We start from the raw sequence: 22,874 nt of genomic DNA, 5'->3' as shown, positions 1-22,874 counted from the left end.
ATTTTTCAGTCAAGAGAGGTTGTTAATTAACTCGGAAGTACGCAAATAAGCTACGACCGTCGAATTAATGTACATCATCGAAATCGAAATCAAAAGTCCCAACATCTTCAATCTAGCGCTGGCAGAATAGAATTAATTTTTTAGAGAGCCATTTCTACTCTTTCGAAACCAAAGTTGCAATAACGAGATCGCCAGAGACATTCACTGCCGTCCGACACATGTCGAGCACTCTATCTATCCCTAAGATAATGCCAATGCCCTCTGCGGGTATGCCAACAGTTTGGAGGAGAATGACAATCAAAGGCAAACTGCCACCTGGTACACCAGCAGTGCCTATTCCGGCCAGAATTGACATCAAGACAACCTGAAGTTGTTGAAGGCCTGTCAGGTCGACACCATAGACTTGAGCTAAAAAAAGGACGGTGACGCCTTCGAACAGGGCCGTGCCATTTTGATTTGCAGTGGCCCCAACAGTCAGCACAAAACGCGAAATCCTGGGAGGAAGGCCTAACTTAAATTCGGCCGTATCGAGAGAATAAGGAAGAGTGGCATTGCTGGAAGCCGTCGAAAATGAAGTGAGTAAGACTTCGCTAATATTACGAAAAAATTTAGTTGGAGATCGACCTGCAAAAAGTTTGAGGGCAAGGCCATAAACAACCACCATGTGAAACACCAAGCCAAGCAGCACGACAGCAACGTAGGAGAAAAGGGCCTTAAAAATATCAGGCCCCATCTTTGCCGCTGAGGAAAAAACCAACACAAATACTGCGAGTGGTGCCATTTTCATCACGCTTTGTACGATTCGTATCGATACGTCGAACATATCTCTCAGAAATGGAACCATCACCGGCTCTAGATTCCCCCTCGCTTTTGCAACTGCACCCAGGGCCAGACCAAAAATCACGCTGAATATCATAAGAGAGAGCATTTCACCCTCCATTGCGCGAACAGCCGCCTCCAATGGGTTTTTTGGAATCAACTCGACAATGACTTGGGCGATAGGCTTCGCATGACTGGCGTTAGAATGAATCTCTCTGATCTTGGAAACGTCGGAGCCAGACAGAGCCGCCGAAAAATCGAAGCCCTTGCCTGGTTCGATCCAATTGATCAATCCTATTCCGATGAGAACACTGATTGAGCTCAGCACAATCGTCCATCCAACTGTCCGTCCCAGAATTTTTTTCACTCCCTCCGTTGCACTTAATTCATAGACACCCAAAATGAGAGCAGAGAGAACCATCGGGACAACGACCATGAACATCAAACGCAAAAACAACTGGCCTATAGGAGTTAAGAAATTGGTTACAACAAAATTAAGAGCCTCTACTGACTGCGTATCAACACTGATGAGATTCGCGCCCCATCCGGCAAGACCACCAACAACGAGAGACAAAAACATCCAATGGTAACCTTTCATTATCAGGTGCTCCTTATTAGGTGATTTAATATATCAGGAAGACGAACTCGCAATTTTCAAAGCAGAACTATCATTTCCCTTTGAGTAGGGTCAACCAAGCATTGGATTGAACGATCAAATGAGGTTCTTGCCGCTTTTGGTTGGATTTTCGACAAAACACAAAACCGCCCAGTCTCGCTTTTCCAATGTAAACAGGTACTTGTCGCATCCTCTTTCATCTGATATTCGCTTGCCACAGCCTGAAAAGCAATCATCGAAGGAGCTCAATTGATAAAACGAAAAGTTTATAATGTTACCTCTGGACCTCTTTTTAAAATGGCCATGTTCGTGATGAGTATGGCCCTCTTTGCGCCAAGACCTGCCTTTGCGCAGTCTGGGCCTGATATTGAATTGGGTGGCAAGATTCTGACCGTTATCCATGATAACAAGCGGTGGATTTCGGAATCAGATTACTCAAAGATTGAGGCAAAATGGAGGATTGCCTTGAATGAATTGGTATCTCATCCCACTCCTGACACCGCTGATCGCAGCGATAGTTTTTTTAGAATTTTTGTGGACAACATCGCCACTTGGAGGATTTCTTTTGAGAATAATGATGTTCTTTTCAAGAAGATATTTGCGGCTGTTGTCGGGACCAGAGGACTTGCCTATCCACTCAACGAGATCATGAAATTGGCAATTCCAATTGCACAATTGATGCAGGAATCGATGACGGATCGCAAACACATCCATCGAGATTGGGGCAACGGTTATTTTCCTATGATTTTGGAGAACGCAATCGAAAGGGCAAGCCTTGCTGAAATCAGCGAGACACTAGATGAACCGATGAATAAATGGATCCTGCTCAGCCCCCATCTTTTTCTGAAATCATATTTGAAGGGGCTGAGCAGGTCAAAAATTGCCGATTATGAATTCAAACATCAATTGGCTAGAACATACTTATCAAGTTCATTTCCAGCTGAAATACAAGCGACGGCCCTAGACGTAGCGGTAAATGCTGCCTGGGATCTAACCCAACAAAGTAAAATGAACAAAGAAGACTCACTCCCAACTAAGGAAATCGCTGAAACAGTTCATTTGCTAAAAGATTATTTTCTTGGACTGAGTCATTCTCAGGAAGTGCCTTGGCTTCAGATAAGAGCAGTAAAAGGGATTTCCAATATCCCATTTCCCACACAAGTTACCAAAGACTTTCTAACAGAAATTGCGATAGACAAAAAGAATTACCCTCCTGAGCTTCGTCAGGTCGCCTTTGATTCATTGCTTAAAATTCGCGGTTATCTGGATCCTGGTGGCGCCTATATGGGTGGCCCGCCAGAGCACTTATGGCTCCGAAATCTTCGCGTTTATATATCACTTAAGTATACTTTACTCTCGGCCAAAGTTGCTCTTACATGCAGGTCCCGGCTCCGCTGACATTTTTAAACTGGCCTACGTGATTGTTTTTCCAAACTCCAACGGTGCCTTGCTAACCTAAATCTCAGGAGTTCGGGATCGAGTTCGGCTTGGTGCAGTGCTCACAACGGGAGCGCTGCTGCCGGACGCATGTTTGAAGATACTGAACTCCTGAGATTTAGGTTAGCAAGCTCCGCGCACCTTGGGTCAGCCGCCCTTGGATACAACATATTCACAGAAGGCTTGTGAGCTGGCGCTGTATTAATATCTAGATTTTCTTTTGGAAGCTTTCACTGTCAGATGATCTGATGGTTATGAAAATCCACATAAAGGTCAATATGGTCCTTAAGCCTCTTGGGATCCTTCGTTGTACACCAGGTTTTACGAATGAGGCGATTGATGTTAGCTCTGAGCATGGCGTAGGTGTGATTAAGAGTGAACAGAGGGTCAAATCCGATTTTTTTAAGCTCCCCTGTCCGGCCACGCAGCCCCTTTTTCCTTTGTGGGCCTTGTGAGTGGCCTGAGGAAACCACTTCGATATTGATGGTGGGTAGTGAGGATTTTCATCAGAGTGAATGATTGCGTTTGGAGCGATCTTAGATGAAATATTTTTGAATAGCTCCTCTCTTGCCGGTCCTCTTTCGTCAGGGCGACGCCCGTATTTTTTGCGAGAAATCTCAGCAATAAGACCTTTGGCCGGCATTCGACTCACGCAAAAGTCAATGATCTGCCGGTCGGCGCGGTTCACGATCATGGTTACCGAAAGGGGTTTGCATTTTGTGTGCTCGATCGTTTCAAGATCATCAAACTGAATCTCAGTGAAAGGCTCGATCCTATCAAAACTCTTCTGATTTCTTATTCTCGACCAGTGGGCAAGAAAAAGAAACTTTCGAACGACAGTGGTTCGACTAATTTTCAAAAGCTTAGCCACCCTTCTTTGTGAGACTCCCGAGCAGAGAAGTTCAAAGATTCGTGGGTTGAGACGGCGCTTTTTTTGTCGATAGCACTTTTGTCTTGTGGCTTCTGAAAACGTGCGTCGACATTGCTTGCAACGAAATCTCTTGAGCCGGCGTCCATCCGATTTTCTGAAAAAGGACCCGAACTTCGGATGGCGATCATGGGTAAATGAACAATGGGGGCAAGTTCGCTTCATAGCAGAAGAGAGAGGCAAATACCTCGCCAACTCATGGGATTTACGCTCTGCCAACCAACATCCTCGTGGGCCAGTTTAGAAAATATTCGCTAGTAGCTACTTCCAGCCCCAAAAATGAGTTATGAAAATCAACAAATTTCTTCTCGCGACAATCGATGAAGCGAAATTTCACTCCACGAACCTCAATTGCACATTCCTAAGTCATTGATTGACATCGAAAATGCCTTTGCTAAATGTCCTTTATAGAAAGACTTATTTTTTCGAATAAAAAAATAGACTCTCCCTCAGGAAATCAGCTACGGAGGCAACCTATGTCAAAAAAAGAAATTTGCAGAAACGAGCGAGCCTCTTGAGAAATTGGTTGGTTGAATTGCAGGACCTGGTGGTAGCACTTCAGAATGCTGTTTGGATATTTATTAAAAACAACTGAATTTTCAAAGGTATATTCTGTATGATGGAAACATTCAAAACCACCTGCTGCTACTGTGGAGTTGGCTGCGGAATCACAGCAAAAAAAGATCGAGCTGGAAGATTATCGATCGAGGGTGACACCGATCATCCAGTTAATAATGGGATGCTTTGCTCTAAGGGAATGAATCTGCATTACACCGTGATGGATCAGAGTGACAGACTGCTTTATCCCGAGATGAGGTATAGCAAGGGAGCCAAACTGCAAAGAGTGACATGGGATCAGGCGCTTGATCGAACAGCAGCAGTATTCAAAGCTCTTATTGATAAATTTGGCCCGGACTCAGTGGCCTTTTACGCTTCTGGACAGTGTCTGACAGAAGAGTATTACGTGATCAACAAACTTGTTAAGGGCTTTATTGGAAGTAACAATATAGACACGAACTCTCGCCTGTGCATGAGCAGTGCAGTTGTCGGACTTAAAATGTCGTTGGGCGAAGACTCCGTTCCTGTTTCTTACGATGACTTGGAAATTGCTGATTGCTTTTTCGTAGCGGGGGCAAATCCCGCTTGGTGTCATCCCATCATTTGGCGAAGAATTGAGTTGGCACGAGAAAAGGATCCTAACCTATTTATTATTGTGAGCGATCCACGAATCACCCAAACGAGTTCGGAGGCGAATCTACATCTCCAGTTAAATCCGGGTACGGATATCACTCTGCACCACGCAATAGGTCGATGCCTCATTGAAGAAGGTCGAATCAATTTGAATTTTATCAGAAATCACTCCCAAGGTTTTGAAAAATACAGAGAAACTGTCATGCTAAGATCTGTCCAGGACGCTGCAAACATCTGCGGAGTCAATGCAAAGGACATTCGCCTTGCTGCACGCCACATCGGAAACGCCAAGGGCTTTATAACAATGTGGACCATGGGTTTGAACCAAAGTTCGGTCGGAGTTAATAAAAATTTAAGCCTGATCAATTTAAATTTGATTACCGGCCAGATTGGCAAGCCCGGTTCAGGCCCATTCTCGCTGACAGGTCAACCGAATGCCATGGGTGGACGGGAAGTAGGCGCAATGGCCAACTTAATGTCGGCCCATCGGAATATGGCAGATTCGATAGATCGCGAAGTTGTCGCAAAATTCTGGGGGGTTAAAAATGTCCCGGACAAACCAGGCCTGACGGCCACCGAAATGTTTTCTGCCCTATATGAAGAAAAATTGAAGGCAATTTGGATCATCTGCACCAATCCCTTAATTAGTCTGCCAAACTCGCGTGCCGCGGAAGAAGGACTAAAAAAGGCAAAATTTGTCGTGATTCAGGATATTTCTCTTACGCCTCAGACCCTAAACTTTGCCGACGTTGTTTTGCCCGCGGCGGCCTGGAGCGAAAAAGAGGGAACAATGACAAATGCAGAAAGACGAATCACCTATTTGTCCAAAATTATGCCGGCACCAGGAGAGGCCTTGCCAGATGCTGAGATTATATGTCGATTTGCTAAGAAAATGAATTATCACGGATTTGATTATGAGAGCGCAGAAAATATTTTCGCCGAACACTGCGCCTCGACCATTGGGACCAATATTGACATCGGCGGACTAAATTATGAAATCTTAAAAAATAGGAATGGCGTCCAGTGGCCCTATCCTAAAAATACAAACGGTTTTGGCACTCCCCGACTCTTTCCAGATCTCCAATTCTATACTCCCTCCAAAAGAGCAATGATTCATTCGTTCTCTGATAGAAATGAATCAGAAGAAGAGAACTCAGATTTTCCCTTGGTTCTCACCACCGGACGAATTAGAGATCAGTGGCACACAATGAGTAAAACCGGTAAAGTCAATAAACTCAATCAACATATTTCAGAATCCTTTTTGGAAATTAATCCGCAAGATGCCCGAGAGCGAAATATTCAAGATGGCAATCTCGTCAATATCACAAGTTTAAGAGGTAATGTCAGGGTAAAGGCAAAACTATCTTCAGACATTAAGAGGGGCCTTGTTTTTTTGCCGATGCATTGGGGCAAAATATTAAACAGTGATTTGAATCGAGCCAATAATGTCACCCACGATCTGGTTGACGCGAGATCCAAAGAACCAGATTTCAAATATTCTCGGGTTGAGGTCGAGTTGTATTCTAAACCAAAAGAAAAAATTGTGATAGTTGGATCAGGGTCCGGCGCCTTTGGATTTGTGACTTCTTATCGAGAGTTAAATAGAGAAGATGAAATCGTCGTTTTTGGAAATGAAAACACCCCCTTTTATAATCGCATTCTGTTGCCAGATTACATAAACGGTAGTTTAAAATGGCAGCAACTAGTTAAAATGAATGACGAGGATGCAAAATCAGAATCAAATAACTTTACTTTCCACCGCGGAGTAGGGATCAAAGCGATTGACCAAAGTCGCAAAAGACTGACTGATGAACTCGACCAGGTTCACACTTACGACAAATTAATATTGGCGATGGGAAGTCGCTCCCTGATGATCAAAGATGTTCCTTCAATGCAGGGCATTTTTACTATGCGAACGAAATCAGATGCCGACAGCTTAAAAAGATATATGGACCTTAGCAAGGGGAAGATCGTCATCGTGGGCGGTGGCTTATTGGGAATTGAACTGGCGGCGTCCCTGCGCGAGATAGGCTCGGAAGTCACGATTGTACAGAGGATATCGAGGCTAATGGATCGTCAATTAGATTCATTGGGCAGTCAGTTATTAAACGATGACCTATCGGATAGAGGAATTGAAATATACTATAACGATGAGATCAATCGCTTTCTTGGGACCGAAAGAGTGGAGGGATTGATTTTAAAAAGTGGACTGCAGATAAAATGTCAGGCCGTCGTTATCGCGATCGGAACTGTGCCAAATATTGAATTGGCAAAAGAATCAGGCATTGAAACCAAACGAGGAGTCGTAGTCAATGAGTACCTGCAAACATCTGATCCAGACATCTTTGCAATTGGAGAAATTGCAGAATTTAAGGGCTCTCTCTATGGGATTACGGCAGCGGCGGAACAACAAGCGGAGATAGCGGCCCGGTATCTTTCGGGAGATATTTCCAAATACTACAAGGGCTCGCTTTTGATGAATATACTGAAAATTCCTGGCCTTTCCTTAAGCTCGCTCGGACTCGTGGAATGTCCGATCGATGAGGGATATGAGGAGGTCGTTTTTATAGATAAGGCAAAAAGATATTATAAAAAATGTATTATCCACAACGACCGACTCGTGGGCGCCATATTGCTTGGAGATCGATTGGAATTTTCGGAATTTAAAAATCTGATTGAAAATAAAATTGAGCTTTCTGATAAGAGATTGAGCCTACTACGATCGGGAAAATTTGCTGAAGAAGCAATGGGAAAAATTATTTGCGTTTGCGCAACAGTTGGAATTGGAAACATAGAACGAAAAATTGACCTCGGATGTTCTGACCTAAAAAGCCTGTGTGAACAATCAGGCGCCGGAATGGGCTGTGGAAGTTGCCGACCCGAGATCAGAAGTATTTTGGAAAAATCATTACTTCAGAGATATGATGGCGGCTCCGCTTGCGATATTCCCATTCATGAGTCGATTGGGGCCATATGAACAGATCGAACTTTATTAAAATTAATTTCACAGGAGGAATCCTTTCGCCTGGAGACCTTCTGAAAATACTCAAGCTAAGTAAGAAATTGGGTATCGATCAAGTCAGCTTTGGATTGCGGCAGCAGCTGATTCTGATAACCGGACAGAACAAATATACGGAATTGATTTCATTGCTCAGCGGTCTCAATTTGTCATTTGAAATGAACACTGATTTATCACCAAATATCGTAAGTTCCTACCCGGCGACAGAAGCCTTTATTGTGAAATCTTGGTTTAGTGAGGGAATCTACAAGGATATTTTTGACTTGTTGGACTACGTGCCACGACTAAAGATCAATATTTCTGATAATAATCAAAGCTTTACCCCGTTATTTACTGGAAACATAAACTGGGTCGCTTCTTCCAGCTTGCACTTTTGGCATTTGTTTGTGCGTTTTCCTAAAACCAACAAAATCTACGAGTGGAAGGAGTTGATCTATACGAATGATTTGATTGCGGTGTCTCAGAGGATCGAAAATATTATTTTTCTAAATGAAGATTCCTTTTATGATAATGAAATGGCAGATGGTGATCTCCTTTACAAAGAAGTTAAAAGAGAGTGCCATTACAATTCAAAACACCTGGAACAACCATTGAAGACAATGGCCTTTCGCTTGCCCTACTATGAGGGATTTAATCGCTATAGCATGAATTATTTTTGGCTCGGAATATACAGAAGAGACGAGTTGTTCAGCATTGATTTCTTGCAAGACATTTGCGAACTTTGCCTCACAACCAAGGTCGGCCAGATCTGTTCAACACCTTGGAAATCGTTAATGATCAAGGGAATCGAAGAAAAGGATAGAATATTCTGGGATGCCGTTTTAGCAAAGCATTTGATTAATGTCCGCCATGCGGCCAATGAATTGAATTTCCAGGTGGAAGACCAAAATCAGGACGCCTTGAATCTAAAACACTATATTATAAAGAGATTTAACAAAGATGATTTACGAACCTTTGCGATATGTTTTGGCATTAAGATAAACAGGAAAAGCGAAATATACTGCAATATCTTAATTCGAAGAAAACCGCTTTTGCGTTTTGGCAGGTGGAATATACTCTGTCTGTATGACATTTTTTATTCCAATAAATTTGACCCAAATGAGAGAAGAGGTTTTGAATTTAGCAGAAACCTCTTAAGGCCACAACTTCCAAGAAAATTAAAAATAGCATGCAAAACATTCAATGCGTATCAACATAAAAAGTCTGAAGAGGTTAGGTTCTCAGTAAAAGAGGATTTTTCGTTTAGGGAGACTGCACCCGAATTTCTCGATCAATGTTCAGTTTGCCTGACGATTTACGACGAGACCTTGGGTGATACGAGCCAAGAAATTCCTGTCTATACTTCTTTTCAGTCCTTACCCAACTCATATCGTTGTCCTCTCTGCGAGGCTCCTAAAAGTAAATTTAGGTTGGTTGAACAATCTAGTTTGGGTGTTTCTTTGATCTAGCAATTTTACAACAAATTAATTCAAGGTAGATAGAAATGAAGATTTTTATGTCGAGGCTTTGCCACCTCTCCGAGAAGGTTCTCTTTCATTAACAGGAACTACCCCGTCAGATTTCTGCCTGAAATCTCTTGCCCACAATTTTATGGAAGCTGGCACAGCATCCCAGGATTTCTTGATATCCGTTGCAGCCGCGAGAACATTGGCACACTCAGACCGCTGGAAATCTGGATCAACCATCTCACCGCTAAAAAATGCCCCACCTTTTGGTTTCCCACTAAAGGAGGCAGTGCCTACTACTCCTGGAATTGTGGCGCTCGAAGTGTTTGTGCTTGAATCATAATTCCAAGAAACCCCATTTCCATAGGTTCCCTCTCGTATCCTATTCAGAGCTCGACACCTTTCGACTTTATCTTGGGCGCAATCAACAGTCTTCTCAAAATGAGCCAAGAGCCTAGCATAGTTTTTCTCGAGTTCTGGCCACTGACTTGCATCTATCACTTTGTCTGACAATTCAATTTTGCCGTTTTCATTAAACAGTTTTTTGAAATGATGATTTCTCCAGTCGGCAAATGCCTGTCCACAACGGACGGCTAACTGGTTGGATGGCTCGGCCGGGACACAAATCAACTTTGACCTGTTTCTATTATTGTATTCATCGACAACCTGAAAAAGATCTGACAAACCAAAACTACTGCAACTAAATTGTGTGCCTCCACATTAAGTGCCTTCGACCGGCACTCGACATTTCGGGATCTTTATATTATTTTTTACCTCATCATAGAAAACAGAAAGATGGCCTCCCATTACACACGGTTTTCCCGGTTCATTTGAACCCGCCTGGCAAGCAGATTCTCTTGGTCTGGTAGGTTCGCTTCCAAAAACCTCCTCACCAAACAAGGCAGCAAACCACCATCTCTCGCTTTGCAAACCCTCTAAGCGATGATACCCAGACTCCTGCTTTGTGTGGCTCGGAGATTTTACAAGCTGATCCTGAGGGGCATTTTGAATGGTTTCTAAGCCATATCCGAATTGGGCGAAAAACATGGAATATCTGACCTGGTCCTCAGAGCTCATTTGGTTAAATCCACTGGAAGACAACAAATAATCTGAAAGCTTTGAAGCGCTCTCAGCTTTTTTGGCCAAGGCTCTGCCATCCATCGAAGTTAAAATCAAAATTAACGAGATAGCGATGATTGAAACCTGAACCGCGGACGAGATCATAAAATAGATCTTAAATTTGGATATTTTAGGGTTCATATAGCCGTAATCCTTTCTGATTTACTTTGCATATTCTCATGTCGGAATTTGATGGTTTTTTTTAAACAAACCAGAAAATAAAATATTATGTAACGAAATAGGCAGAACTGAGTTGGGTGAGAAAATACTTTTTTAACTCGCAAACAGGACGTTCGCCCTGCTTATTGGCTTTTTCAAAGTCCAAGAATAGCCGATAGGAGGCAAGGCTGGTGAGACTCAGAATATCTTTTTATTGATGGGAATGAGTTCAATTGTCGGGCATTAGAAAGTTTGGAAAAGGCGAAATTCTCTTTCGGGAAGGCGATCCATCAGACGCCTTATATGTCATCAAATCTGGACGCATTGCTGTCAAAAAAGCGAAGGGAAGCAATGATATCGTGTTGGCCGAGTTGACGGCCGGAGAGATGCTTGGCGAAATGGCCTTCTTTGACAACAAGCCAAGATCGGCTTCTGCCGTCGCCTTGCAGGATTCAGACGTGATCATTCTTCCTTTTGCGGCCTTGTATGCACAATTTAAGACTTTTCCCGAGTGGCTTAAGGCCATGGTTAAAACCGTCAATTCAAACCTCAGAAATGCCAATCAACGAATCAAAAATCTAGAATCCTCCAATTCCCAAAACACAGAGATGTTTGATGATCATTCCATTTCAAGACTCTGTGCAATCATCAGCTTGGTGGGTTTCAAGTGTGGCGAAAAGGTGCCAGAGGGATTAACAATCCCATCGGGTGTTTTACGTAATTACACAATTCAGATATTTCAGCAACCAACCCATAAAATGCAAAAAATAATGCAAACCCTGCAAGGCTTAGGAATCATGAAGGTTGAGGACCTGGGCGAAGGAAAACAAAGACTCACCATTTTAGACCATGCGAAATTGACGGGCTTTGTAGATTGGTACAACAAATACCTTTTTACAGAGGAATCCAAGCGAGTCACGATCACAGAGAAGGAGCTTCCTGCTCTGAGAGCTCTCAGATTTTATGGCCAGAAGGAAAAGCCCAACGAAAAAGGTGAAGTTACGGTCTCCCTGACTGAAATACAAAATAATAGCATGAAGGATCTTAACTATCTTTTTCAAACGAATGATGCTGATTCGCTTGCAGAGAAGGGCCTAACTCAAGAAAAACAAAGTGCAGATGGCGGGAAACTGACGATGAAATTTGTTTTATCTGAAATTCAGACGATCCTACCCTATTGGGAAATAATCTTTACTCTCAAAAAAGTTCCAAGCCATTAAGTCCATCCGGACAAACTTTGAACTATTTGAACTAAGTGGTCCGCCGAAATCTCAATGGAAGCAAGGACGAATCTCCAATCAGCTCGCCCTCTTGTCCAATTGCAAAAACCCTCAGAGAATTGGTACGCGCCCTGAGCAGGACTGGAACACCAAGTGTCAAGACAACCTTGTCTCCGTGTTTAACCAAACCATATTTGATCAGCAAATCCTCTATTTGTGACATGGCCTCGTCTGTCGATTTGTAAGGACGAATGATGAGTGTTTGCACGCCCCAGACAAGTTCCAGCCTGTTGAGAGTTTCCAAAATGTGAGTAACCGCAATCACACGAGCTTTTGGACGAAACTTGGAAATCATAGAGGCTGTTTTGCCTGAAGTCGTCAGACAAACAATAGCCGAAGCATTGAGTTTCTGAGCCGTCAGACAGGCACTCGCCGCAATGGCCTGGGCCACATCTGTAAACTCGTCCTCTAAAGAAATATTGTAGAAATAATCACCCGTTTTTTCAACCTCAGTCGAAATCTCATGCATCGTTTGAATGCACTTGATCGGATGCTTGCCACTCGCTGTCTCTGCAGACAGCATAAGAGCATCAGAACCATCGAGAACCGCATTGGCTATGTCCGTAATTTCTGCGCGAGTGGGCCTTGGATTTTCGACCATACTATCAAGCATCTGGGTAGCTGTAATGACAGGTTTGCCCGCAAGATTGCACATGTGGATCAGCTTTTTTTGCACGCCAGGCAGTTGGCTTTGCCCCACTTCAACAGCCAGATCACCTCGCGCGACCATCACTCCGTCACTGAGCGCCACGATTTCATCTAAATTATCAAGAGCCTCAAGCATTTCGACCTTGGCTATAATTCTCGTTCCAGGTTGACGGGACTCAACCAGCTCTCGCAATTTGCGCAGATCATCTCCTTTTCGGACAAAGCTGAGAGCCACATAATCAACCTTTTGAGACAGTCCAAATTCCAAATCCTCCAGGTCTTTTTCCGTCAGGCATTCAACTGGAAGATTTGCTCCGGGAAGATTCATGCCCTTGCGATTTTTCAGGATACCGCCATATATGACTTTGGCTTCTACTTTTCGGTCGATTTTTCTGGTGACGGACAATTCCAACAAGCCATCATCAAGAAGGATTTTTGTTCCGGGCTCCACGACCTCTGGTAATTCCGAAAAATCCGTAGGCAAAATCCCTTCTTCTCCGATCTCCAGATCAGGATCGATAATGACAATTTCATTTTTCTTAAGTTCGATGGAACCGTTCTTGAATTTTCCAACCCGAATTTTTGGCCCCTGTAAATCCTGTAATATCGCAACCGGAGCAACCAGCTCACGAGAAATCTCCCTGATCAAACGAATAACCTCTAGGTGTTCCTCATGGGTCCCATGTGAAAAATTCAGACGAATCACATTCACGCCAGTTTCAATGGCCGCCCTGAGATTCTCTTTTTGGCTTATCGAGGGACCAACAGTAGCTACAATTTTGACGCGACGATCCGCCAACATAGATTCACCAAACTCTCAGTAAAAATGATAATGGGACTACAAATTCTATACCTGGATAGTTTCGAGCTGTCTATGTTCTGGGTGCAAGATCTATGTTTTCTTGACCACGACCGACATTCGATTGATCTGATCGCTGTACCTTTGGTGGAGAGTTTGCATCTCTCTCTGGTGCTTGTCATTTAGCTCAGCCAGCTTCTCTTCATATTGGATTTTTGAGTGGCTAACTGGCTTTCGTGAATTCGCTTCACATCCCCTAATTGTCGCTTTTGAATGACTTCCGTTCCTTCACGCTCAATCACTCTCTTGTCGCTAATTTCGGCCAAACGTTTTTCGTACTGCGCCACAATTTCATTGATCTTCCGATCGTGGCGAATTTCCGCTTCTCTCACCTGGGCTCGGAGTCGTTCCACAGACTCCCTCTTGTCTCCCTCAAATTTGTCCCGGACCTCAGCTTTCTCTTCATCTAGATTTATTTTCTGATCCTGAATTTTGCTTTTGTAAAAGTCGTTCATTCTTTCCAAAACCAAATTGGCATCTTCTCTCACCTTCTCGACCCTGAGATCGGCCTGCTCTTTTGTTTGCTTTTGACGAGCATCGAAGTCAGTTTTGAGCTGTTCATAAGAACCCTTGGTTTTTGCATTATTGGACGCCATTTCCCCTCGATAAAACCTTTGAGAGGCAATCAGCTGGTCGTCAAAGTCTTTGCGCACCTTTTTGATGTCTTTGGCATTCTGTTCTTTGTAGGATTCACTGACGTCTCTGGCCTGATTCTGAAAACTTTCGACATTTTGCTGAGAGGCAGAGCGGAAATTGTCAATTTCCTGGCTAGCGCGTCTTTTGATCTCACGTTCCTTACGAATATTCCCGTCCTTGAGATCTCCCACCTGCTGTTCCAACCGGCGAATCTGGTTGTTGACCCGACCACTCACGTCAGCCTGCAAGTCCTCTCTGGTTTTTTCCAAGGCCTCACGCTCTTTAGCAGCCATTTTGTCAATTCGCTCAGTCTGACGTCGGACGGACTCTTGCGCTCCCTCCCTTTCGGCCATAAGAGACTCACTAAAACCTTCCCGTTCTCTGCGGACAGTGTCTATGAGATTATCAGACATTCTCTGTTTATCCTGAATATGCTGAACTTCCTGGGACTTCAGCCGGGTGGCAGAAGTGGCTTGAAGGGCGCCCAGGCTCTTCTGCAACTCAAGAATTTCTTTTCGACGAGAGCCCTCAATTGCATCCAGCTCAGCCCTCTGCCGTGCCAGTAACTTCTCACGATTGTTCTGAATCGCATTTTGCTGAGCCTCTCGCATGATCTCCAGCTCCTTTTCATGCTGTTGGTCTTTTGACAATGCAACAGTGCGGTAGTGATCATTTAAGGCACTCGTTTGATCCTCTCCCGTTGACTTTAAGTTAGCCTGATCCCGTGCAACTGCTTCTTTTAGAGCCTGGTATTTCTCATTTGATGATTGAACTTGCGCCTGTGTTTGCTTGCGATAGAGATCGCGCAGGTCTTCAGTTTCTTTTTGATGACGCATCTCTCGCACTGATACAGATTGGCGGGACTTATCTTTCACATCTTGAATTTGCTTTCCATAGCTTTCCTGCAGCCGATCCATCTCGGCTTGATGAGATTCATTCAAACGACGAATCTCTTTGTTGTGCTTTCTGATTATTTGGCTCTCTCTCTGCGTAGTCCTCGCGATTGCGTCGAACTGTATCATCCTGCCGATTAGCCCCCCCCGACCCGCTGACTGATGACATACCCTCTCCTCCCAACAGAGCCAAATGGAATTCGGCGCATTTGCATTACCTCAAATATTTTATCCCAATTATTCGATTTATTTGAAAAAACCACCGGCAGATTTTCGATTCCAAGCCTTGGTCGTAAATCTTTAGTCGAGAAAGTTTTTGCGACGAAACAAGTCTCGAAGCATTCTCTTCTCAGTTTCAGCTTGGGCTCTTCTGGCCTGAGCCAAACGACGCTCCTCTTCAATAAAAGCCAGACGTCGCTCGACCAAAGTCTGATGGAATGATCCAATATTTTTTACCGCTTCCATCCACGAGGAATGAAAATTTCGAACCTTCTGAAAATACTCCGATGGTTCACCACTAAAAACCAGGGGCCACATTTCTAAAACGACTTTCTTGTTTATGGACTGAGGAATTTCAGACGCGGACGAGCCTCCACTTTGCATCTCCCCTAACCAATTGCGGTAACCTTGAGGAAGTGAAAGGACCTCCTTTGAACCACGCGGATAAATCAAAACTTCTCCTATCAAAGCATTCACCTCGAATTTGCCGATGCTATGGTCCCGACGAACCATCGCCACCCCTTCGCTCAAGGCGACGTCCCCAAATAAAGTTCTCAGCCAGGCAGATCCACTCTCAGAATAGACAACGAGACTGCCTTCAATCAGCCTCACTTCTCCTGGAGACTCCAGAATGGCCATCGTTTTTTTTGAGAATTCAACACGACCGTCCTCCCATTTCCATGCCCAGGATCTTTCAGATTCTGTTTTGATAGAACATGGATATTGCTTTTTTTCTAAACAATCGAAGGGATCTGATACAAGCCCCTCGCCAATTTGAAAGTGATGAGTTTCCTTATTCCGATCGACAAAATGCACATCCTTTTCTTTCGAATTAAGGGTCTTGCTCGAAGCCTTCATGCGAATTTCACCAAAGAAGCAGAAAAAAATGATGAGGGTAAAAATAAATTTCTTCATAAATCCACAGAACGAAGAGAGCGAGCCGCTTGGGCTGCGACCTCGGGTTGAGGGAAACTTCGTAAAACTGTTTTATAAATTTCAAGGGCTTCTTCTGGACGATGTTGAATTTCAAAAATCTTTCCCATTCGAAGCAAAGCAAATCCCGTCAATTCATTTCCAGGAAAGAGATCCACCATTCTCTCTGCCGTCTTCACACAGTCCTCTAGAACTCCAATCTGAAACTGCCCCTCGGCAAGAAGAAAAAAGGCTTCCGCGATATGAACTGAATACGAAAACTCATTAATTATCTTCAGAAATAGCTCATTCGCTTTTTCGAATTCTCCCTCCCGGAATTTACTTTTTGCTCTCTCAAATAAAATCGCCGAGACGTGTTCTGTTATCCCATCGCCCTTTTTCCCAGAGGTGACTGAGGCCAACTGACGCAAAGGATATCCCTTTTCTCCCTTCCCTTCCCTTTTCAGAATTTCTGGAATAACAGATGCCACCTGTTGGCGAAAGACCGCCATGTCCTCCTGTGCCACCCGAGTCCGCAGACGTTCTCTCTCGACAGCTTCGCGGAGAATAAGGATTTTCTCCTGAAAGAGGTCGGCATCATTAAAATGATGGCGAAAGGCCCCATAAGCCCATACCAAGCCGGAAAACAAAAGAGAAATATAGATTAAAAATGGCTGGTTACCCATCAACCTGCTTATCGGACAACTATCTGACAATTATGACTAATTTTGATGATTGGACCCCTCAAAGCCGTCCTCTGACATTCTCAATCTAGGAATTCAAATTCCTGGAGCATAAGGCTGCAAAGAGTGAAAATGGCGAACTCGCAATTTCGATTTGTCGCTTAATTAACGCCTACTATCATTATTGACTCAGATATCGCTACGCAGTATTCCATGGGCCATGAAATTAAATTCCAGAAAACTCATGCTTTTTTGTTTGTTAGGTACAGCCAGCCTCTTAACAACTGCCAGAGCTATCGCCGGACCTGGTGGCGACTACTGGATAGACTCACGACGCGCTGAGCCTATCTCAGAAAAGGATGTGTCAACTTGCCGCGGAAGCCTTGCCGGTACAAGAGAGGACCATCCCCTTGTCGTATCAACACACGCCAAGCCCGACAAAGCGACCTCTTTGCGTATGACTAGAAGACCAGACGTCCCGACCCCATCGGGTTACCTGAAATCTTGGGAAGAACTAAACAAGTTTATCGAGAACAATGAACTCCGCTTTTGGGTAGAAGAAGGGAAGAAATATGGCAATCACATTCACGGCTCTCCCGATCACTTCGTCAATCTCATCGGAGATTACCGAGATTCAGTTAATAATATCCTCCTTCAAGGACATTTAGACCAGGGGCAAATTTTAAAAATCTTGTACTACAACATATCTTCCGTTTCCAGTGAGTTGATTCCGGTTGAGTGGTCCCGTAGCAGTTCAGAGTTAAATTACTTTCTGTCTGATCAACTCCAACTTCTAAGATATATCCTTGGAAATGAGATTGTCGCTAAATATGAAATGATTCGTGTGGATCCGAGGTTTCATGGGACAAAAGGCTCTGAAGCGAGGAGTTTTGTTGATTCCTTCCAAGACACCATTTCTCCCTTACTCCATCCTCGTTTCGGGGTTCGAATTGTGTTTCAGACCTGTCAGTTGCTGTACGACCTCATGCTGGATCAGAGATACTTTAAGGCATCGAAATACAAGCTCGATATATCGCTCCATAAGCTGCTCCAAGATGCTCTATTGCGAATAGGAACTCACCCCTATGTTCTCCTGCATTTTTGGGCAAAAGAGCCCCGCTTGCTCATGGATCAGGATTTTCCTTCTGATGGCTTCTGGTTCCGCAGATCAGGCGTCTTCAAGAACCTCCCTCAATCAAAACGCAGATTGAAAAGTCTAGTTGAGCGCGTCCAACCCAATACACTTAAAACTCGCGACTTGTTTCTCTGGAGAGAGTATGATGAGCGTAGGTTTGATCCAGATTTTGTTCTCAGCTTTGGATCAGAAGCAAAATACGAGAAGATCAATGCGTGGGGTGAACCAAAAGAAAAGCCTCTACTTGAATACCTCAAAATGCACTTGGAAATAAACCACGTATACAGTTTTTCTCGAGCGCTCGGTACCTCAGTCGATTATTTTGGTTATCAGCTCCGTAGCACTGGCCCGTGGTCAGAAAGTCTTTCAGGCCATGCCTCAGCATTGAGCCTCTTTTTGTTGCAAGCGGCACGTGACGAACGACTCTTGAAGTTTGGTTTGCAGATCTCTACATCCATTTCTGCTGAAGACTATGAATTTCTCGATTATGTGACTTCTAGAAACAGCGATTCGATCTCAAGAATTGCTCGTAATCTTGACAAACAAAGAAAGCCCTCCCGCACCCGCGAATTTATGCGTCGTTTTTCAGAATATTTTGCTCGTTTGTCCTCCCTTGCGATTTTGGGATCTCTGGACAGTCAAGAAGTTGAGCCTCTTCTTCTTGAAAATGATCGCGCTCAAGCAGATGCCTCGATCACCCTTTATAAAACACCCCCATTGCCCGATCTCGGGGCTGTGATAGACGTGATAGATGTGATAGACAAGGATACTTCGACTCCTGATGATGATACTTCCCCGCAATTTGAAGTTCAGAAACTAGGAACCGCCTTCAAACAGTTGGCTCAAGAAATCGAAACCATCTACGGATGGGTGATGAATGTAGAATTCGGCATAGGCAACCTCATTGGCTATAGTAGAAGTTGGCCTGAGATCTCCTCCATGATCAACCCTGATCACCTCGGTGAAATGATCAACAGATTGAGCTATGATTTAGACGTATTGGTACATATTCAGAACCGGATGATCTCTCTCAATGAAGATTCGCAGGCAGAGGAGGCCTTGGCATTTAAAAGGATCAATCGAACTTTTGCTCATTCAAATATCTTTAATCTGATTCAATTTACAAAATCACTGCTCGAAAATCTTGAAATCATTCAGCATGCGATGAAAGTGCATCACCCAAGCCGACTGGTTCCTATCAACTCAGATAATCTGGCAGTAATAGAGGAGATGAGTAAGATCTCTCAAAACTTGCGTGAACTCCCTTCCCTTCTTCAAAGGCCTTCGGCATCTGCCTCACCTCGAAAATAGTGCGCACCAGAGACAACGAGCTTCGCTTCTGTGCCCTTCGCGGACACTACGAGAAGGGCTCCACATTTCATTTCAGATCGGTAGTTAGACAGGTCCTGTTCGGGGCCGCTAACACCCCATTTTTTAATTTGCTCGGCCTTTTTTCCAGACAATCCTCTATCTCACTTGCTGATACTGATTCTGCTTATTAGTTCGAAAACGCCCAAGACATCGAGAACGCGGACAAAGCCACCAGGAAAATATTTTTTGGCCCATGAAGTAATGTTCCTATGAGCTTGCTCAGGCCGATATAAACGCAATCGGTGTTTTACAAACTGACTCTTTGATGTCAGGAGGACTTCTTTAACAGTATCAACAAAAAAAATTCTCTGTTGATAGTCCATCCATTCTCTCACGTGGGGCATGAGTTTCAGTTTCTCTGAGTCGGATAACTTCGAAAATTGTTTTCCAAACATCAACCGCCCGTCCCCATTCATCATGCCGGCTTGACGAAGCATCTGAATTGAATCAGCGGGTTCATGGTGGACCATGCTTGTCAATCTTCCTATGTCTTCGACTTTCCACAGGAGGTGGACAAAATCATACTCATCCGAAAGAGCGCGCGCCTCTTCACGTAGAAGTCCATTTGGACGATTCAGACGTTTCTCTGCTTCGTTGAATGCCATCTGCGAATCGCTGTGACCTCCATGTATTCTAATATAGTGACTCAATTCATGGCGCAATACAATCCGGCTATAGGGCCCTGCATGAAGGGCCTCCATCACCAATTGAGGCAAAATATCGGGAGAGTACTTAACAGATCCGTGTTGACTTCCGTCTCTGGATATTTCGTAGTCAATGGCTTCCAAACCTTTTATGAGAGCCTCGCTTTTCGCCTCTGGAAGCGAACTAAGTTTTTCTGCAACGATTTGAGCTAGAATTTTATCAGCTCGAGCCATCTCGCTCTTCCATTCTTGATCATCTGGCGATGTCAATTTCTTGGAAAGAATTCTAATGATCCTATCTTCGATTTCACTTGATGATGAAACCAACGATCTTAGGCACGATGAAGCCTCTGCAAAATTCTGAATAGCTAAGAAGAACGCGCAAGCTAATAGAAAAGTGCAGAAGGAAAGGCGACAAATTTTGGGAATATTATGCCTAAATTTGCGAAAAGAGACACCCTCAAGCTGGCCTAGGATATTTTGGAAATCCATACAGCTCATAATGCAAAACCTGTGCTGAATATTTTCCTTTGAAACAATGACTTTTTTTGGTGAAAATGTCCGTGCAGCCGACATTTCTGGGGCATCTGGACCATATTCGAACCTGCAGATAAGCTCTGTGTGACAGGAAAAGTTCCATCCTTAACTTCAGGTTTTTTAAACTCCAGGGGGGTCGAACAGGCGCTCGAAGTCCTTTTTTGCTTTCCAGAAAATTCTTCTCAATCGCATGCCTACGGATTACTTGCTCAGCTACTTTACTCACCAGAATACGGTGAAACTATCAGCTCCCTTCGAGGAAAAAATGCTGGGATTATCAACTACTTTAATCAGAGGCTGCACGGTGATGAAGTATTTTTCACCCAGGCAAAACGTTTTTATGATGAACTTAAAGAAATCGATCAGATTTTTTTCGTTGGACGACATCCCGAATTCAAAAGAAATCGAGGCAACAAATTCTTTGGTAGCGAAGTTATATCGAGTGATCCCTATGCGCAATCGAAGGCTCATCAGTAGAACGCAGAGGCAACTCGTTCATTCTTTTGCGCTACTTCTCCGACACTACAATACAAGAAGGGCTCCACATTTCATTTCAAGAAAGAGAGTCGACTTCCCGACCTGGCGTGGACCGAGCAGCAACACGCTTTTGTACTTCAAATTCGATGTGATCTTGTCTTCTAGAAAACGGCGTACCATGTACGCATTTTTCCAGGAATTCCGCGATCGCACAAGTCTATTTTCTAATCATAAGAAGCCTACAAATATTTTTGCCCCAGAGTCATTATAATGGGAGGCGAAGCCGCTACATCACATCAGGGGCTTCAATATTTAAAATCTTAAGCCCACAAGTTAGCACTCTGTGAACGGCATAGACGAGAGCCACTCGCGATCGTTCAATCTGAGGCGCTTCGCCTAAAACCCGACAGTGATGATAGAATTGACTGAAAGCCTGGCATAGATCCAAAAGGTACACAGCGAGAATGTGAGGCTTGAACTGGCGAAAGGCCCCGTGAAGGACATCTTGAAAATTCATTAACTGACGAATGAGTTCTCTTTCCCATTGAGAATCTAAAACAACTGGCATGTCATGAGGTATTTCATGCCCGTATTTGCGTAGCACACTCAGGCAACGCACGTTCATATATTGCACATAAGGACCGCTGTCGCCCTCAAAACTTAAAACTCGAGCCAAATCAAATTCAACGTTTTTCACGCGATCATTGACCAGATCATTAAAAATCACAGCTCCCACGCCAACTTGGCGAGCCACTAGATCCTTCTCTCGATCACTCAAGTCTGGATTTTTTTCTTGAACCAAGTCCCTCATCATTTCGATGGCTTTGCTGAGAACCTCCTCTAAGAGCACAACATTGCCCTTTCGAGTCGACATACGGCCCTCTTTAAAATGGTAAAGACCAAAAGAGATATGATGACAGTCCTTGGCCCATTCAAATCCCATCTTTTTTAGGACATGAAATACTTGCTTGAAATGAAGAGTTTGCTCCTCTCCGACCACATAGAGATTGAGATCGGCCTTCAATTCTTCTCGTCTGTATATCGCGCTGGCAATATCGCGAGTTGCGTAAAGAGAAGCTCCATCGGATTTTCGAATCAAACAAGGCGGAAGGCCTTCACTTTCAAGGCGAACCACCATGGCCCCCTGGCTCTCTTCCAAAAGGCCTGCCTTTTCTATGAGAGCTTCCGTGGGCTTCAGCTTATCATTGTAAAATGATTCTCCCCGCACCAAATCATGCTGAACTCCCAATAGCGCCCAAAGCCTTTTGTATTCAAGCATGGAGACATCAACGAACTTCTTCCAAATTTCTGTGACCTGAGAATCCCCTTCTTCGAGTCTCTTAAATGTGAGCGAGCCCTGGATGTTCAAATTCTCGTCCTTTTCAGCTTGCTCATGAAAGCGGACATAGATTTGAAAAAGAGATTCAAAAGGTCTTGCGTCAAAATCGTACTCATTTCCCCAATTCAAGTAGGCCCAAGCTAATTTTCCAAACTGAACCCCCCAATCTCCAAGATGATTCAAACCGATGACATGGTACCCCTGGGATTTAGCCAGATTGGCGATGGCCTGGCCAATCACCGTCGCTCGCAAATGGCCAACGCTCATAGGCTTTGCAACATTTGGCGAGGAAAAATCAATCACAAGATTCTTTCCTCGTCCCTCCTCGCTGTATCCAAGAGCATCACCTTGCTCATGAACTGATTTCAGCAGGGCCTCCTGAAAAGATTGAGGATTGAGGTGAATATTTACAAAACCACTCAAAGGGACTACCTTTTCAATGAGAGGATTATGACGCGCCTTAATCTGCAGGGCTACCTCCTGGGCTATCAAGACTGGTGCCTTTTTG

The 22,874-nt window shown here is 44.1% G+C and carries 16 protein-coding genes and 1 pseudogene; 6 read left to right on the top strand and 11 right to left on the bottom strand.

Going from position 1 to position 22,874, the window contains the following annotated elements; genetic code table 11:
* Positions 1–154: 154 nt before the first annotated feature.
* Positions 155–1,417, bottom strand: coding sequence for a dicarboxylate/amino acid:cation symporter (locus IPJ71_02540; GenBank protein MBK7842563.1), 1,263 nt, complete (start codon positions 1,415–1,417; stop codon positions 155–157).
* Between the two features lie 267 nt (positions 1,418–1,684).
* Between IPJ71_02540 and IPJ71_02535 the strand changes: the two genes are divergently transcribed.
* On the top strand, positions 1,685–2,833 hold the full coding sequence (locus IPJ71_02535; GenBank protein MBK7842562.1) for a hypothetical protein: 1,149 nt from the start codon (positions 1,685–1,687) through the stop codon (positions 2,831–2,833).
* A 275-nt stretch (positions 2,834–3,108) separates the two neighbouring features.
* On the opposite strand, the pseudogene IPJ71_02530 reads toward IPJ71_02535, so the two are convergent.
* Positions 3,109–3,965: pseudogene (locus IPJ71_02530) on the bottom strand (transposase).
* Between the two features lie 451 nt (positions 3,966–4,416).
* On the opposite strand from IPJ71_02530, the gene IPJ71_02525 reads away from it, so the two are divergent.
* Positions 4,417–7,968 (top strand): molybdopterin-dependent oxidoreductase, encoded by a 3,552-nt coding sequence (locus tag IPJ71_02525; GenBank protein MBK7842561.1) that lies wholly within the window; start codon positions 4,417–4,419, stop codon positions 7,966–7,968.
* Positions 7,965–9,458 carry a rubredoxin gene (locus tag IPJ71_02520; protein ID MBK7842560.1) on the top strand — a complete coding sequence of 498 codons (1,494 nt, stop codon included), beginning with the start codon at positions 7,965–7,967 and terminating at the stop codon, positions 9,456–9,458. Before IPJ71_02525 ends, IPJ71_02520 begins: the two co-directional genes overlap by 4 nt.
* Positions 9,459–9,503: 45 nt before the next feature.
* Here the strand turns inward: IPJ71_02520 and IPJ71_02515 are convergent, their stop codons facing one another.
* Positions 9,504–10,139 carry a hypothetical protein gene (locus IPJ71_02515; protein ID MBK7842559.1) on the bottom strand — a complete coding sequence of 212 codons (636 nt, stop codon included), beginning with the start codon at positions 10,137–10,139 and terminating at the stop codon, positions 9,504–9,506.
* 36 nt (positions 10,140–10,175) lie between these two features.
* Positions 10,176–10,715 (bottom strand): hypothetical protein, encoded by a 540-nt coding sequence (locus tag IPJ71_02510; GenBank protein ID MBK7842558.1) that lies wholly within the window; start codon positions 10,713–10,715, stop codon positions 10,176–10,178.
* 251 nt (positions 10,716–10,966) lie between these two features.
* On the opposite strand from IPJ71_02510, the gene IPJ71_02505 reads away from it, so the two are divergent.
* Positions 10,967–11,953, top strand: a complete 987-nt coding sequence (locus IPJ71_02505) for a cyclic nucleotide-binding domain-containing protein (protein MBK7842557.1) — start codon at positions 10,967–10,969, stop codon at positions 11,951–11,953.
* A 31-nt stretch (positions 11,954–11,984) separates the two neighbouring features.
* Here IPJ71_02505 and pyk read toward each other — a convergent pair whose 3' ends face one another.
* The 4 genes from pyk to IPJ71_02485 all read right to left on the bottom strand — a co-directional run bounded on the left by pyk (position 11,985) and on the right by IPJ71_02485 (position 16,866).
* Positions 11,985–13,463 (bottom strand): pyruvate kinase, encoded by a 1,479-nt coding sequence (gene pyk, locus IPJ71_02500; GenBank protein MBK7842556.1) that lies wholly within the window; start codon positions 13,461–13,463, stop codon positions 11,985–11,987.
* 179 nt (positions 13,464–13,642) lie between these two features.
* Positions 13,643–15,178: a hypothetical protein gene (locus IPJ71_02495; GenBank protein MBK7842555.1), complete on the bottom strand. Its 1,536-nt coding sequence runs from the start codon at positions 15,176–15,178 to the stop codon at positions 13,643–13,645.
* Positions 15,179–15,349: 171 nt separating this feature from the next.
* The gene (locus tag IPJ71_02490) at positions 15,350–16,183 is read right to left on the bottom strand and encodes a hypothetical protein (GenBank protein ID MBK7842554.1); all 834 of its coding nucleotides are present in this window, start codon (positions 16,181–16,183) and stop codon (positions 15,350–15,352) included.
* A complete protein-coding gene (locus IPJ71_02485; GenBank protein ID MBK7842553.1) occupies positions 16,180–16,866 on the bottom strand; it encodes a tetratricopeptide repeat protein in 687 nt (228 codons plus the stop codon). The genes IPJ71_02490 and IPJ71_02485 overlap by 4 nt, the downstream gene beginning before the upstream one ends.
* 241 nt (positions 16,867–17,107) lie before the next feature.
* Here IPJ71_02485 and IPJ71_02480 point away from each other — a divergent pair, with 241 nt between their 5' ends.
* Positions 17,108–19,309, top strand: a complete 2,202-nt coding sequence (locus IPJ71_02480; GenBank protein MBK7842552.1) for a hypothetical protein — start codon at positions 17,108–17,110, stop codon at positions 19,307–19,309.
* Here IPJ71_02480 and IPJ71_02475 read toward each other — a convergent pair.
* Both IPJ71_02475 and IPJ71_02470 read right to left on the bottom strand, forming a co-directional pair.
* Positions 19,273–19,461 carry a hypothetical protein gene (locus IPJ71_02475; GenBank protein ID MBK7842551.1) on the bottom strand — a complete coding sequence of 63 codons (189 nt, stop codon included), beginning with the start codon at positions 19,459–19,461 and terminating at the stop codon, positions 19,273–19,275. The two genes, IPJ71_02480 and IPJ71_02475, sit on opposite strands and share 37 nt — an antisense overlap.
* Positions 19,462–19,470: 9 nt before the next feature.
* On the bottom strand, positions 19,471–20,247 hold the full coding sequence (locus tag IPJ71_02470; GenBank protein MBK7842550.1) for a hypothetical protein: 777 nt from the start codon (positions 20,245–20,247) through the stop codon (positions 19,471–19,473).
* 387 nt (positions 20,248–20,634) lie between these two features.
* Between IPJ71_02470 and IPJ71_02465 the strand changes: the two genes are divergently transcribed.
* Entirely contained in the window at positions 20,635–21,027 is a 393-nt protein-coding gene (locus IPJ71_02465) for a hypothetical protein (GenBank protein MBK7842549.1), read from the top strand.
* Between the two features lie 286 nt (positions 21,028–21,313).
* Here IPJ71_02465 and argS read toward each other — a convergent pair whose 3' ends face one another.
* Positions 21,314–22,858, bottom strand: a complete 1,545-nt coding sequence (gene argS, locus IPJ71_02460) for an arginine--tRNA ligase (protein MBK7842548.1) — start codon at positions 22,856–22,858, stop codon at positions 21,314–21,316.
* Positions 22,859–22,874: the final 16 nt, after the last annotated feature.

The sequence above is a fragment of the Bdellovibrionales bacterium genome, assembly GCA_016714165.1.
GTDB lineage: Bacteria > Bdellovibrionota > Bdellovibrionia > Bdellovibrionales > UBA1609 > JADJVA01.
The sequence above is the reverse complement of the archived record's forward strand: the minus strand, read 5'-3'. Positions and strand labels throughout refer to the sequence as shown.